At 75.1% G+C, this 13,743-nt stretch carries 11 protein-coding genes and 1 pseudogene; 3 read left to right on the top strand and 9 right to left on the bottom strand.

The genetic code is table 11. The features are described from left to right. Nucleotides 1-202, top strand: a pseudogene (locus HTZ82_RS03645) (hypothetical protein); the annotation flags it as partial. On the opposite strand, the gene HTZ82_RS03640 reads toward HTZ82_RS03645, so the two are convergent. Continuing rightward, the gene (locus HTZ82_RS03640) at nucleotides 192-1,796 is read right to left on the bottom strand and encodes a DUF6350 family protein (protein ID WP_254711593.1); all 1,605 of its coding nucleotides are present in this window, start codon (nucleotides 1,794-1,796) and stop codon (nucleotides 192-194) included. The pseudogene HTZ82_RS03645 and the gene HTZ82_RS03640 overlap by 11 nt on opposite strands. Before the next feature lie 125 nt (nucleotides 1,797-1,921). Between HTZ82_RS03640 and HTZ82_RS03635 the strand changes: the two genes are divergently transcribed. Continuing rightward, nucleotides 1,922-2,773, top strand: a complete 852-nt coding sequence (locus HTZ82_RS03635; RefSeq protein ID WP_175407794.1) for an RNA polymerase sigma factor — start codon at nucleotides 1,922-1,924, stop codon at nucleotides 2,771-2,773. A gap of 200 nt (nucleotides 2,774-2,973) precedes the next feature. On the opposite strand, the gene sucD is transcribed toward HTZ82_RS03635, so the two are convergent. From sucD to HTZ82_RS03595, 8 genes are all read right to left on the bottom strand, one after another. Continuing rightward, on the bottom strand, nucleotides 2,974-3,858 hold the full coding sequence (gene sucD, locus HTZ82_RS03630) for a succinate--CoA ligase subunit alpha (RefSeq protein ID WP_175407793.1): 885 nt from the start codon (nucleotides 3,856-3,858) through the stop codon (nucleotides 2,974-2,976). A gap of 46 nt (nucleotides 3,859-3,904) precedes the next feature. Next, nucleotides 3,905-5,083, bottom strand: coding sequence for an ADP-forming succinate--CoA ligase subunit beta (gene sucC / locus HTZ82_RS03625; RefSeq protein WP_175407792.1), 1,179 nt, complete (start codon nucleotides 5,081-5,083; stop codon nucleotides 3,905-3,907). A 304-nt stretch (nucleotides 5,084-5,387) separates the two neighbouring features. Beyond that, nucleotides 5,388-6,770, bottom strand: coding sequence for a hypothetical protein (locus HTZ82_RS03620; RefSeq protein WP_175407791.1), 1,383 nt, complete (start codon nucleotides 6,768-6,770; stop codon nucleotides 5,388-5,390). Between the two features lie 110 nt (nucleotides 6,771-6,880). Further along, nucleotides 6,881-7,825, bottom strand: coding sequence for a hypothetical protein (locus HTZ82_RS03615; protein WP_175407790.1), 945 nt, complete (start codon nucleotides 7,823-7,825; stop codon nucleotides 6,881-6,883). Nucleotides 7,826-8,017: 192 nt separating this feature from the next. Continuing rightward, the gene (locus tag HTZ82_RS03610) at nucleotides 8,018-9,229 is read right to left on the bottom strand and encodes a VWA domain-containing protein (protein WP_175407789.1); all 1,212 of its coding nucleotides are present in this window, start codon (nucleotides 9,227-9,229) and stop codon (nucleotides 8,018-8,020) included. Further along, a complete protein-coding gene (locus HTZ82_RS03605) occupies nucleotides 9,226-11,607 on the bottom strand; it encodes a DUF5682 family protein (protein ID WP_175407788.1) in 2,382 nt (793 codons plus the stop codon). Before HTZ82_RS03605 ends, HTZ82_RS03610 begins: the two co-directional genes overlap by 4 nt. Next, complete coding sequence (locus HTZ82_RS03600; protein ID WP_254711592.1) at nucleotides 11,604-12,788, bottom strand: AAA family ATPase; 1,185 nt, start codon at nucleotides 12,786-12,788, stop codon at nucleotides 11,604-11,606. Before HTZ82_RS03600 ends, HTZ82_RS03605 begins: the two co-directional genes overlap by 4 nt. 71 nt (nucleotides 12,789-12,859) lie before the next feature. Beyond that, nucleotides 12,860-13,288 carry an MmpS family transport accessory protein gene (locus tag HTZ82_RS03595; RefSeq protein ID WP_175407787.1) on the bottom strand — a complete coding sequence of 143 codons (429 nt, stop codon included), beginning with the start codon at nucleotides 13,286-13,288 and terminating at the stop codon, nucleotides 12,860-12,862. A gap of 118 nt (nucleotides 13,289-13,406) precedes the next feature. Between HTZ82_RS03595 and HTZ82_RS03590 the strand changes: the two genes are divergently transcribed. After that, nucleotides 13,407-13,743 (top strand): SWIM zinc finger family protein (locus tag HTZ82_RS03590; protein ID WP_175407786.1); only part of this gene is annotated, 337 nt, incomplete at its 3' end.

Genomic DNA, 13,743 nt, shown 5'->3' with positions numbered 1-13,743 from the left:
CAGGTCGCAGACGACAGCGGCGGTGAGCGGCCTGATCACGGCGTCGCTGGCGCTGCTGATCGTCGCGGCGATGTTCACGCTCCAGCTGGTGTACCGCGACTTCTACATGTGCGTGGACGACGCCCTGACCAAGGACGGCCGGGTCGCCTGCAACGAACTCCTGCCGGAGCCGCTGCGCGACCTGATCGGCGTCAAGCCCTAGGCGGGTGGCCGGCGGGTCTTTCCCCTATCCCGCCCCTTCCCGAAACTGGGGGCTCCGCCCCCAGACCCCCAGTCGCGCCTGAACGGCGCTCGTCCTCAAACGCCGGACGGGCTGAAACGCGGGGGTTCGGGGGCGGAGCCCCCGATTCGGGAAGGGGCGGGGTGGGGGAAGAATCGCCGTCCGGGGGATTCAGGGCCGCGGGTTCCTCCCAGGCGGCCGGCAGGGCGTCGTACGGGTCGAAGCCCTGGTCCTCGTGAGGCGCGGCGGGCGGAGCCGCCGGAGGCTCTGGGGGCGGCGGCGCGGCCCCGGCACGGTCCCGTACGCGCCAGGCGCGCAGGGCGAGGGCGCCCGGTACGCCGAGGGCCGCCGTCCAGGCCAGCGCGGCCGCGCCGGTGTGCCACCACACGGGCCCGAACTCGGCCAGCCGCCCGACGCCCAGCGGGCCACCCGCGGCCGCCGACAGGGCCGCCGTCGCGCCCGCGCACAGGGCAGCCGCCGACAGGGCGGCCAGCGCCGTCTCCCGTACGCTCCACGCCTCGTCGCGCCGCGCCAGCGGAGGCGCCGCGTCACCCGCCGTGCGCCACGCCACCACCAGCCCCGCCACCACCGGGACCGCGACGGCCGACCAAGTGAGCCAGCCGCCCGGTGCGGCGGCGTCCGGCACCGCGGCCAGCAGCGGGAAGTCCGGCACCGCCGGAGCGCCGCGCACCGCGAGCGGCGTCACCACCGCACCCGTACCGAGCGCGAACCCAGGCCCGAGGCCGTACGCCGCGCCCCACACCGCCGCGTTCGGCAGGAGCGCCACCGCCAGGGCCAGCACGGCCGCCCGCCCGGACCAGTCGCCCGCCAGGCCGAGCAGGGACTCCCGTACCGCGCCCGCGTGCCACCCCAGCGCCACCGCCACGACCACCGCGCCCCCCGCGAGCAGCACCGCCAGCGCCCCGGTGGCCGCGCGGACCGCCGTCAGCGTCCGGGAGCGTGCCGGGGCGCGCCGTACCCGTCCCGGCAGCCACGCGGGCAGCGGGCCCAGGGGGCGCCCGGACGCCGACCACGCGCCCCCCGCGGCCGCGAGGACCACGACCAGCGGGACGCGCACCGCCGCGCTCACCGGGTCGGCGGCCGGCGCGCCCTGCGCCGCGTAGGCGGCCGCGCCCGCGGCGACCACCAGATAGCCGAGCGTCACGGCGCACACGACACCGGCCGCCGCCGGCCGGGCGCGTGAGTCGCCGGGGTCGAGGGCGTCCCGGGCGGTGCGGTAGACCAGCCACACCGGCAGCGCGGTCAGCAGCAGCGGGACGACGCCGACCGGGGCCGGGCCGCCGGAGAGCGCGCCCGGGCGTACCAGTTCCACCCCGTGGGCCAGCAGCCACAGGGCCGCGGCGACGCGCAGGGCCGCGCCGGGTCCGCTGTCCGGGTACGGGGAGCTGATCCACGCCGCGATCACCAGGACGGCCAGCGCACCGAGCCCGAGGCCCGCCGCGATCACCCCTCTGACCAGGCACACGGCGGTCGCGGCCGCCGCGTTGCCGCCGTACACGGCGGACGACGGCGGCACGGGCGCGGACCCGGGCGCCGGGGGCTGTTCGCTCGTCATCTCGGTCACGCAAGCATGCTGCCAACGACACGCGCTGTAGCCATGTAACAGGCGAATGCCCGTTGTGTCGCTCAAGATACGGTTATGTACTTTTCTGCTGGAAGGTGCGTTTCCGGGGGTACGGCATGACCCCGAGCACCACTGTTCCCGCGCCTGTTCCCGCGACTGTTCCCGCGACGCCCGTCGAAGCGTTCGACGCGCTGTACGCGTACGCGGCACCCGCGCTCCTACAGCAGGCGTACGTCCTGTCCGGGCGGCGGCAGCTGGCACAAGAGGCCGTGGAGTACGCCTTCCACCGGGCCTGGGAGCGGTGGCCCGAGGTCGCCGTCGACCGGGACCCGCCGGGCTGGGTGCGCGCGGTGGCGCACGACTACGCCCTGTCGCCCTGGCACCGGCTGCGCCCCGCGCTCCGGCACCCCGAGCCCGAGCCGCCGCCGACCGACGCGCGGGCGCTGCGCGAGGCGCTGCTGGAGCTGCCGCCCCCGTACCGGCGCACGCTGCTGCTGTACGACGGCCTCGGCATGGGCCTGCCCGAGACGGCGGCCGAGACCGAGGCCAGCACCCCGGCCGCGGGCCACCGGCTGCTGCACGCGCGCGAAGCGCTCGCCGCCCTGCTTCCGGACCTGGCCGACACGCGGGTCCTGCGGGAGCGGCTGGCGGCGCTGCTGGCGCAGGGGCCCCCGGCGGTACCGGCCCCGCCCCCGCCCCGTACCGTCCGCGCGGGCGGCGAGCGGCGCGTCCGGCTGTGGATGCGCGGGACGGTCGCGATGACCGCCCTCATCGTGGTGGCCACCGCCTTCACGGCCGCCACCGCCCCGACCCGCTACGAGCCCCCCTTGGCTCCGGGCGAGGCCGTCGCCGGCGTCCCGGTCCTCAGCGGCCCGGAACGCCTCACCTCGCAGGACGAGAAGCTGCGCGCCCGCCTCCACGCGGAGCAGGTGACGGGCCCGCCGCGTCTGGTCCCCGACGTACGGTGACGCCGGTGGCGCCGGTGACGCCGGTGACGCCGGTGACGCCGGTGACGCCGGTGGCGCCGTAAGCGCCCCTCGGGCACGCGGACCCTGAACGCACGTGGGCCCGCCCCCGGAACTCCGGGGGCGGGCCCAACCGCGTGGTGTCCGCGTGCCTGAACATCTGGATCAGACGGTGCGGGGCCTCAAGGCCGTGTGAGGCGTGTTCAGCCGGCGAGGATGGCGCGCGCCAGCTTGGCCGTCTCGGTCGGCGTCTTGCCGACCTTGACGCCCGCGGCCTCAAGGGCCTCCTTCTTCGCCTGGGCGGTGCCGGAGGAGCCGGAGACGATGGCGCCCGCGTGGCCCATGGTCTTGCCCTCGGGAGCCGTGAAGCCCGCGACGTAGCCGACGACCGGCTTGGTGACGTTGGCCTTGATGAAGTCGGCCGCACGCTCCTCGGCGTCGCCGCCGATCTCGCCGATCATGACGATCAGCTCGGTCTCCGGGTCGGCCTCGAAGGCCGCCAGGGCGTCGATGTGCGTGGTGCCGATGACCGGGTCACCGCCGATGCCGACGGCCGACGAGAAGCCGATGTCGCGGAGCTCGTACATCATCTGGTACGTCAGCGTGCCGGACTTCGAGACCAGGCCGATGCGGCCCGGCTTCGTGATGTCGCCCGGGATGATGCCGGCGTTGGACTGGCCCGGCGTGATCAGGCCGGGGCAGTTCGGGCCGATGATGCGGGTCTTGTTGCCCTTGGCCTGCGCGTACGCCCAGAACGCCGCGGAGTCGTGCACCGCGATGCCCTCGGTGATGACGACCGCGAGCGGGATCTCGGCGTCGATGGCCTCGATGACGGCGGCCTTCGCGAAGGCCGGCGGCACGAAGAGGACGGAGACGTCGGCGCCAGTCTTCTCCATCGCCTCGGCGACCGAGCCGAAGACGGGGACCTCGGTGCCGTCGAAGTCGACGGTCGTCCCGGCCTTGCGCGGGTTCACGCCGCCGACGATGTTGGTGCCGTCACCCAGCATGAGCTTGGTGTGCTTCATGCCCGTGGCGCCGGTCATGCCCTGGACGATGACCTTGCTGTCCTTGGTGAGGAAGATAGCCATGGTGGTGTCTGTACCTAGTCCCTTGTCGTGTCGGAGACGCGCGATGTCACTGCGCAGCCGCGAGCTCGGCGGCCTTGTCGGCCGCGCCGTCCATGGTGTCCACGCGCTGCACGAGCGGGTGGTTCGCGTCCGACAGGATCTTGCGACCCAGCTCCGCGTTGTTGCCGTCGAGGCGCACGACCAGCGGCTTGGTGACGTCCTCGCCGCGCGAGGACAGCAGCTCCAGCGCCTGCACGATGCCGTTGGCGACCTCGTCGCAGGCGGTGATGCCGCCGAAGACGTTGACGAAGACGGACTTGACGTCCGGGTCGCCGAGGATGATCTCCAGGCCGTTCGCCATCACCTCGGCGGACGCGCCGCCGCCGATGTCGAGGAAGTTGGCCGGCTTCACGCCGCCGTGCGCCTCACCGGCGTACGCGACGACGTCCAGGGTCGACATGACCAGGCCCGCGCCGTTGCCGATGATGCCGACCTCGCCGTCGAGCTTGACGTAGTTGAGGCCCTTGGCCTTGGCAGCAGCCTCGAGCGGGTTGGCTGCGGCCTTGTCCTCCAGGGCCTCGTGCTCCGGCTGGCGGAAGTCGGCGTTGGCGTCCAGGGACACCTTGCCGTCGAGGGCGATGACGTCACCGGAGGCGACCTTGGCGAGCGGGTTGACCTCGACGAGGAGGGCGTCCTCCGCGACGAAGGTCTTCCACAGCGTGACCATGACCTCGGCGACCTTCTCGGCGACCTCGGCCGGGAACTTCGCCTGGGCGACGATCTCGCGGGCCTTCTCGATCGTCACGCCCTCGTTGGCGTCGACCGGGACCTTCGCGAGGGCCTCGGGCTTGGTGGCCGCGACCTCCTCGATGTCCATGCCGCCCTCGACGGACGCCATGGCCAGGAAGGTGCGGTTGGTGCGGTCGAGGAGGTACGAGACGTAGTACTCCTCGAGGATCTCGGGGGCCGTCTCGGCGATCATCACCTTGTGGACCGTGTGGCCCTTGATGTCCATACCGAGGATGTCCGTCGCGCGGGCGACGGCCTCGTCCGGCGTGGCGGCCAGCTTGACGCCGCCGGCCTTGCCGCGGCCGCCGACCTTCACCTGCGCCTTGACGACCGACTTGCCGCCCAGCCGCTCGGTCGCCTCGCGGGCCGCCTCAGGCGTGTCGATGACTTCACCGGCCAGCACCGGTACACCGTGCTTGGCGAAGAGGTCCCTCGCCTGGTACTCGAACAGGTCCACGCGCGTCCGTCCCTTTTCTGGTGATCGCGGTTCGTTGTCATGCGTGGGCGTGCCGCGCGCCCGGCGTGCGGGCGGAGGGCAACGTGACTGCTCTGTCACTGAGGGAGGCGTACACGGTGTCCGTGGTACGCGGCATGTCCGTCTCGCAGGTTATCCCCGTCGGCCGTGGCTCCCTAAATCGCAGATCACACCGGAGCGGTGATACCTGTCACAGACACGAACATCCCACGGACCGCGAAACAAACCTCAAACGGGCGGCCCCACCGGTGGTGAGGCCGCCCGTTGCTACGGATTTCGTACCGGATCAGGCACCGTGGGGGAGGTAGTCCGGCGTGACCGCCGTCACGGTCTGCTGGGCGCCCGCGACGGTGCTGCCGGTGAGCGGCTGGGCGTCGCTCATCATCGTCGTCGTCACGCCCTGCGCGAACGGGGCGGCGTCGCCGGCGACGTCCCCGGCCAGGTACGCCGTGGACCCGCCGAGACCGGAAGCGAAGGCGGTGGTGGAGCCGCCGAGGCCGGTGGCCAGGGCCATGGCGCCGTCCGCGGCACCGGTCGCGAGCGTGGTGGCGCTGCCGCCGATGCCGGTGGCGACGGGCTCCACGTGGTCGGCGACCGCGCCGACGAGCGGCTGGACGGCGCCGACGACGCTGTCCGCCAGCGGCTGGACGGAGCCCGTGACGCCGTACGCGAGGGACTGCGCGGAGCCGGTGACGTCGGCGGCGTACGGCTGGGCGTCCGACGCGACGCCGGTCGCGTACGGCTGGACGTCGGAGACCACGCCCGCCGCGAGCGGCTGCACGCCGGAGGCGACGCCGGTGGCGGTGCCGCCCGCGAAGTAGGTGGCGTCCTGGACCGTCTGGCCGGCGAACGGGGTGGCCGCGGCGACCGTACGGGCCGCGAGCGGCGGCAGCAGGTCGGCGGCCAGGCCCTCGGCGGCGCGGGCGGCGTCCGTGTAGAGGGCGTCGACGGCGTGCGTCGCGGTGGAGGTGGCGCGGGACGCGGCGGCCGTGGCGGTGGAGTCGGCGGTGTACGTGGCGTCCACGTAGGCGGCCTGCGCTGTGTACGCGGCGTTGGCCAGGGCGGCGTCGGCGGCGTCCGCGGTGGGCGTCAGCGGGTCCAGGTCGTTCACGAAGGCGGCGAGCGGGCCGAAGAGGTAGTCGATCTGCGCCTGGGCGTCGGCCGCGGTGGGGGCGCTCGGCGCCTGGACGGCCGGGGTCTGGAGGTGGGGGGCCTGGAGGTGCGGGGTCTGGAGGGTGGGGGTGCCGACGGTCGGCGCCTGCACGGTGGGCGTGCCGACGCTGGGGGCGGTCGGGAGCTGGGCGTCCGGGGCCTGGACGGTGGGTGCCTGCACGCTCGGAGCCTGGACGGTGGGTGCCTGCACGCTCGGGGCCTGGACGGTGGGTGCCTGCACGCTCGGGGCCTGAACGGCGGGGGCCTGGACGGTGGGGGTGCTGGGGGCGTTCACCGTGACGCCCAGGATGTCGGCGTCGGCGGACGGGCCGTCCGTGCTGACGTCGACCGTCACCTCGACGGCGGCCTCGTCCCCGATCTCGACGGCGTTGTCCGGCGTCGACAGCGGGACGGAGAAGCTGGGCAGCTCGTCAGCGCTGGCGGCCGCGGTGCCGAGCGCCCACATGCCGGTGGCTGTGGCGGCGACGGCTATGGAGCGGCGGATGTTCTTGTTCATGCGTACGTCGTTCCTTCGAATTCACGTGTGTGGTGTCGGCGGGCAGACCTGTCCCGCCCCCGCGCGGCAGGTCTCGCGCGCATGGGCGCGCGGCGGGGGGAAGGTCCGCCTCAGCCGGGGAATTCGAGGACGTCGTGAGGCCGGTCGTGGGTGGGCGCGGCCGTCGCCGGGAGGGCGTCGCCCCGTACGGGGACACCGTCGGGGCCGTGCCGGTCGGTGACGGCGTGCTGGTCGCCCGCGCCGCGCGGCGAGCCGTTGTCGGCCGCGGTGTGCGGGGCCGTGCCGCCGCAGGGCAGCGAGCCGGGCGCGTGGCCGGGGCCGGTGGGCCCGGTGCCGGTGCCGGTGGGTTCGGCCGCCCGGGCCCGGGCGGTGTGCGGGGCGTCTTGCGCGGCCTGGGCGTACGCCACGAGCCAGGGATACGCGGCGGGGTGCGCGGCCGCCGCGCCGGCGGTACGGGAGGCGGCCCGGGCGGTGCCCGGATGGTCCGTGGCGGTGCCGGGCGCGGCGTACCGCTGCTGCCCGGCCTGGGCCGGGGACCCGTCCTGGGCGTCCGGCGCCGGGTGCGGCGTCAGGGTGCCGGGCAGTGCCGGTACGGGTGCGCCGGGGGCCCCGGGCTGCGGTGCGGTGGGCTCCGGCAGTGCGCCGGCCGCCCTGGCGGCGACGTCCTGGACGGTGCCGCTCACGGCCGTGACCGCCGGCCGTACGTCCGACGGGGCGTCCGGGACGGTGCCCGTCGCCGGGTCCTGCGGCGCCGGAGGGTCCTGCGGCGTCGGCGCCTGGACGGCCTCGCGCACCGGCTCCGCGGCCTCCTCCGCGGCCTCGCGCACCGTACCGTCGGCGGCCCGCCCCAGGCTGTCGGCCCCCTCGGCCACGGTGCCGCCCGCCGCGGGGCGCTCCGTCACGGAACGCTCCGCCGCGTCGGCGTCGCCGGCGCAGAACAGGCCCAGCGCCAGCAGGCCGCCGAGAAACAGCGCGACCGCGAGCCCACGCCGACCGGCCGCCCCACGCCAACGGCGCGAAGCGGCGACGGGCGCAACGGCTGCTGCGACGGCCACGGCGTTCGGAATCCTCCCGGATCGCGGGAACCCACAGGGGTGTGAGGGGGACACGCGGAACTGCTACGTCCGCGTAACGTCGCGCCGATGCTTGCACGAGCCTCCCCCGGTCACGCAAGTCCCCCGTTCCTGATAGTCCGCCATGTCCGCTTTGGCGGGCCCCAGGTCACACCCGGCCGCGCTCAAGCACCGTCAGGCCGCCTCCGGTACCGGTATCGGCCGCCCCTCCAGCGCCGCCGCCATCACCTCCGGGAACAGGTCCGGCGTGCAGGCGAAGGCCGGGGCGTCCAGGGCGGCGAGCGCGGCCGCGTGCTCGCGGTCGTACGCGGGCGCGCCCTCGTCGGACAGCGCGAGCAGCGTCACGAACCGCACACCCGACGCCTTCATCGCCGCCACGCGCCTCAGCATCTCGTTCCGTATGCCGCCCTCGTACAGGTCGCTGATGAGCACGACGACCGTGTCGGCGGGCCGGGTGATCCGCGACTGGCAGTAGGCCAGCGCCCGGTTGATGTCCGTGCCCCCGCCCAGCCGCGTACCGAACAGCACGTCAACGGGGTCCGCCAACTGGTCCGTCAGGTCCACGACGGACGTGTCGAAGACGACGAGCCGGGTCGCGATCGACCGCATCGAGGCCAGCACCGCCCCGAACACCGAGGCGTACACCACCGACGCCGCCATCGACCCCGACTGGTCGACGCAGAGCACGACCTCCTTCTTGACGGCCTGGGACGCCCGCCCGTATCCGACCAGCCGCTCGGGCACGACCGTGCCGTACTCGGGCAGGTAGTTCTTCAGGTTGGCGCGGATCGTACGGTCCCAGTCGATGTCCCGGTGGCGTGGCCTGCTGAGGCGCGCGCTGCGGTCCAGAGCGCCGCTCAGCGTGGCGCGGGTGCGCGTGGCGAGCCGTTCCTCCAGGTCGTCGACGACCTTGCGGACGACGGCCCGCGCGGTCTCCTTCGTGGTCTCGGGCATGGCCTTGCCGAGGGACAGCAGGGTCCCGACGAGATGGACGTCCGCCTCGACGGCCTCCAGCATCTGCGGCTCCGTCAGCAGCGCCGACAGGCCGAGCCGGTCGATGGCGTCACGCTGCATCACCTGGACGACGGAGCTGGGGAAGTACGTACGGATGTCGCCGAGCCAGCGCGCCACGGACGGCGCCGAACCGCCGAGCCCCGCCGAACGGTCCCGTCCGCCGCGCCGGTCGCCGTCGCCGTCCGCCTGGCCGTACAGGGCGGTGAGGGTGCCGTCCATGGCGGCGTCCGTGCCGGTGAGCGTGCGGCCGGTCCCGTCGGCGGCGCCCCCGCCGAGCACCATGCGCCAGCGCCGCAGCCGCTCGTCGTCCCCCGCCGGCCCCGCCGGCACGGTCGGCCCCGCCGGCACGGTCGCTCCGGTCGTTCCGGTCATCGGTGCACCGCCACAAGGTCGTTCGCGCGGTCGTCGTCGTTCGGCTGCCCGTGGCCGAGCAGCAGGTGCAGCAGCGGCAGGACCCCGTCCGCGCGGGTCTCGTCCAGGCCGGTGCCGAAGCCGGGTGCGCCCGCCGCCGTGAGCGCCGCCGCCCCGCCTCCCCCGGCCGCCGGGCCGCGCCGCACCAGTTCGCCGAGCGTGCGCCGCACCCCCGGGTCGTACGCCGAGAACGTGCGGCGCAGCAGCGGCAGCACGTGCGGGAACGCCTCCGCGGACACGCCCGTGAGCCAGGCGTCGACCAGGCCGAGCAGCCGTTCGTCGTGGACGAGGAGCATGCCGCCCGCACGGTCCCCGCCGGGGCCGCCGGCGCCGCCACCGACGAATCCCTCGATCCAGGCGGCCGCGTCGGCGGGTTCCGCACCGGGCGAGAGGGCGAGGCCCATCAGGCGGGCGGCCTCGTCCTCGGGGAGCCGCCCGTCGTCCAGGAGCAGCCGCGCCGCCCGCCCCCGTACGACTCCGGGCACGGCGTCCCGGGCGGCGAGCCGCCGCAGGACGGAGGCCCACCGGGCGGTGACGTCCTCGGCGGCGGCGTCCCGGGGGAGCAGCCGTAGCGCGGCGTGGACCGTGTCCAGGTGGCCCCGCATCTCGGCGGCGCCGTCCGCGTCGAGTCCCGTGCAGGCGGGCGGCAGGCCGACGCAGATCCGCAGCGCCAGCCCCGTGGCGACCTCCGCGAGCGCGGCCGTGTCCGTGGACCGCACGTCGCCGTAGCGCAGGGACCGGGCGAGCGCGGGCAGCGCCCGGGCGAGGCGGCCGACGTCCGTGTCGAGCGCGGCGCGGTCCGCGAGGGCCCGCATCACGCGGGGCAACGCGTCCGTGAGCCCGGCGTGCAGGCACCGCTCGGCGAGCGCGGTGACCTGGTCGACGGCGGTGGCCGCGGCGGCGTCGGCCTCCGCCCTGGCAGTGGCCGCGGCGAGCACCGTGGTGCCCCACGCGCCCGCCTCCGCGACCCGTACGTGCAGCTCGGGCTCCCAGCGCAGCCGCCAGCTCTCCCGGAACGTCCCGGTGCCGCCCCGCCCGGCGGCGGGCGTGCCCCACTCGACGCCGAGGAGGCGCAGTCGGTGCAGCAGCCTGCTGCGCGCGGCGTCCGTCTCCTTGCGCAGGTCCAGGTCCAGCTCGCGCTCCGCGGCCTCCGGCTTGAGGCGCAGGCTCCGTTGAAGCCGGGTCAGGTCCCGCTGCAGCGGCACGGCCGGCGCACCGTCCGGGACCTCGCCGAGTACGTCACCGACCACCAGCCGGTCCTGGACGAGGGCGAGCGGCACGTCGGAGCCGTCGCACATCACCGCGCGGACGGCGTCGGTCGTCTCGGTCAGCCCGGCGAGCGGCCGCCCGCGCAGCGCGGCGAGCGTCCCGGCGAGCCGTACGGCCTCGATGACGTGCGCGGACGAGACGGGGTGGTCCTCGGCGCGCAGCAGTCCTGCGACCTTGGTCATCCACCGTTCGACGGGCCGGTCCGGGGCGTCGAAGAGGTGCGCGTACCAGCCGGGCGCGCCGATGCCTGCGCCGTAGCCGGAGCGGCGGGCGAGTCTGCGGTGCGTCCAGGGCACCCAGGTCGTCTCGGTCCTCACCTTGGGGAGGCCTTTGAGGAGGGCCCGGTCGGCGGTGACGGTCGTCCTGGCGCGCAGCGCCGGCACGTGCCAGGCGCCGCAGACGACTGCCACCTCGTCGCCGTGCTCCTTGCGGGCCGCCCGCAGTCGGAGCCGCATGTACGCCTCGCGGACCGGGTCGCGGTCGTTGGTCCCGTGCCCGTACGTCTCCCGGAGCGCGGCCATGGCGTCGGCGACGGCCGCGAACGGCGCGAAGGGGTCGCCGCCGTCCTTCGCGGCGGCGCGGTGCTCGACGACGTCCTCCCACCAGTGCTCGGCGTCGTCGTACCCGGCGGCCTCCGCGAGTACGGCGAGGGGGTCGACGCGCAGCGCCTCGGGCACGTGGGCTGCGGGGTCGCCGCCGTCGCCGTCGCCCTCGTCGTCCTCCTCGTCGCTCCAGGTGGGGTCGCCCATCATGGCGAGGGAGTGCGCGGCGGGCAGGTCGACGAACCGTACGGCCGCGCCGTGGTCCAGCGCCCAGCGGACGGCGACCCACTCGGGTGAGAACGCGGCGAGCGGCCAGAACGCGGCACGCCCCGGGTCGTCGACGGCGTGCGCGAGCAGGGCGACCGGCGGGCGCATGTCCGCGTCGGCGGCGAGCGGCAGCAGCGCGTCCCCCTCGGGCGGGCCCTCGACGAGCACCGCACGCGGCCTGGCCGCGTCCAGCGCGGCGCGCACCGCGCGCGCCGAGCCGGGCCCGTGGTGCCGTACACCGAGCAGCAGGGGCTCCGTCACGCCGACACCTCCCGGCAGGCGCGGTAGAAGTCCTGCCAGCCGTCACGCTCACGGACGACGGTCTCCAGGTACTCCTGCCAGACGACGCGGTCGGCCGCCGGGTCCCGGACGACGGCGCCGAGTATGCCCGCGGCGACGTCACCCGGGCGCAGGACGCCGTCCCCGAAGTGCGCGGCGAGTGCGAGCCCGCTCGTCACGACGGAGATGGCCTCGGCCGTGGACAGCGTCCCGGAGGGCGACTTGAGCTTGGTGCGGCCGTCGGTCGTGACGCCGTCGCGCAGCTCGCGGAAGACGGTGACGACGCGGCGGATCTCGTCGATGCCGTCCGGCGCGGCCGGCAGGTCGAGTGAGCGGCCGATCTGGTCGACGCGCCGCGACACGATGTCCACCTCGGCGTCGGGCGTCGCGGGCAGCGGCAGCACGACCGTGTTGAAGCGGCGGCGCAGCGCGCTGGACAGCTCGTTGACGCCGCGGTCGCGGTCGTTGGCGGTGGCGATGAGGTTGAACCCGCGGACGGCCTGCACCTCCTGGCCCAGTTCGGGGATGGGCAGGGTCTTCTCGGACAGGATCGTGATGAGCGTGTCCTGCACGTCGGCGGGGATGCGGGTGAGCTCCTCGACGCGGGCGGTCATGCCGTCCGCCATGGCCCGCATGACGGGGCTCGGCACGAGGGCGTCGCGGCTGGGGCCGTGTGCGAGGAGCCGCGCGTAGTTCCACCCGTACCGGATGGCCTCCTCGGGCGTTCCGGCCGTGCCCTGGACGAGCAGCGTCGAGTCGCCGCTGACGGCCGCGGCGAGGTGTTCGGACACCCAGGTCTTGGCCGTGCCGGGCACGCCGAGGAGGAGCAGCGCCCGGTCGGTGGCGAGCGTGGTGACGGCGACCTCGACGATCCGGCGCGGGCCCACGTACTTGGGCGTGATGACGGTGCCGTCGGGCAGCGTGCCGCCGAGCAGGTAGGTCGCCACGGCCCACGGCGACATGCGCCAGCGCTCGGGGCGCGGCCGGTCGTCGGCGGCGGCGAGCGCCTTCAGCTCGTGCGCGAACGCGTCCTCGGCGTGCGGCCGCAGGGCCTCCGGGCCGGGCTCGTGGGCGGTGACGGACACGGCTCCTGGCACGGCCGCCGAAGCGGCTGCGGGCGCGGCTGCCGACACAGTTGCGGGCGCGGTTCCGGGCACGGTCATGGAATCCCCCTCCAGATCGTTCGAATCGTTCGACCGGGTCTGCGATCAACCGTGCACCACGCCACTGACAATCAGCCGGCGGCGACCGGCGAGACGGCGACACAACTGAGCGTGGCCGCCATTCCCTTGCCGCTCGCCTCCTTCATCACCCTGCCTTCGTGCGTGATCCGGCAGGTCGCCTCCGCCCCGTCGGACCCGGTCGCGACGGAGGTGACGAGCGGCGCCTCGATGCCGCGGAGGGTCACGGTCTTGCGCCACGGCAGCGTCGGCTGCTCCGCGGTCTCCAGCCGCGGGGCCATCGCGTCGCGGCCCCCGCCGCCGTTGTAGTTGATCGCGTCGATGCCCTTGCCGGTGACCTCGTACGTCACCTCGTACGTCCGGTGCAGCGCGCTGTCGATCCGCTCGGCCGCGTCGTCGGCGCCGTGGGCGCACGCGCCGAGCGTGAGGGCGAGGCACGGCGCGGCCACGGCCGAGAGGACGGAACGGCAGGTGCGGTTCATGGACTCTCCCCCGTGCTGACGACCTGTCATGCTCACACAACAGTACGGAGGGCCCGGCCCGCTCTGAGATGTCGCAGGTCGGACGCGATTGTCAGTGGCGGGTCCTACGGTCGGAGGCATGAATCATCAGGGGGTGCGCTGGACGGCGGAGCAGGTGCTGGCCCTGGCTCCTGACGCCGCCTCACGCAGAGCGGGAAGCAGGCTGGGCACGGCGGGTCCGTGGTCCGCGGCGGGCTGCGGCGGCGCGGGGGCCGTCTGGGGCCTGTGCGAGGGCAGCGGCGGCACGCCGTACCGGACGGTGGTCGACCTCACGGGCCCGGCATACGGCTGCAGTTGCCCGAGCCGGAAGTTCCCGTGCAAGCACGCGCTGGGACTGCTGGTGCTGTGGGCGGCGGACGAGCGGGCGGTGCCGGGGGACGCGGAGGCGCCGGACTGGGCGCGGCGGTGGCTGGACG

Source organism: Streptomyces sp. TRM64462 (genome assembly GCF_013362995.1).
Classification (GTDB): Bacteria; Actinomycetota; Actinomycetes; order Streptomycetales; family Streptomycetaceae; genus Streptomyces.
The sequence above is the reverse complement of the archived record's forward strand: the minus strand, read 5'-3'. Positions and strand labels throughout refer to the sequence as shown.

Excerpts from the sequence above, each read along its gene's own strand:
- sucD (WP_175407793.1), bottom strand. The coding sequence starts at position 3,858 with ATGGCTATCTTCCTCACCAAGGACAGCAAGGTCATCGTCCAGGGCATG.
- HTZ82_RS03640 (WP_254711593.1), bottom strand. The coding sequence starts at position 1,796 with ATGACGAGCGAACAGCCCCCGGCGCCCGGGTCCGCGCCCGTGCCGCCG.
- HTZ82_RS03635 (WP_175407794.1), top strand. The coding sequence starts at position 1,922 with ATGACCCCGAGCACCACTGTTCCCGCGCCTGTTCCCGCGACTGTTCCC.
- HTZ82_RS03610 (WP_175407789.1), bottom strand. The coding sequence starts at position 9,229 with ATGACCGGAACGACCGGAGCGACCGTGCCGGCGGGGCCGACCGTGCCG.
- HTZ82_RS03620 (WP_175407791.1), bottom strand. The coding sequence starts at position 6,770 with ATGAACAAGAACATCCGCCGCTCCATAGCCGTCGCCGCCACAGCCACC.
- HTZ82_RS03595 (WP_175407787.1), bottom strand. The coding sequence starts at position 13,288 with ATGAACCGCACCTGCCGTTCCGTCCTCTCGGCCGTGGCCGCGCCGTGC.
- HTZ82_RS03600 (WP_254711592.1), bottom strand. The coding sequence starts at position 12,788 with ATGACCGTGCCCGGAACCGCGCCCGCAACTGTGTCGGCAGCCGCGCCC.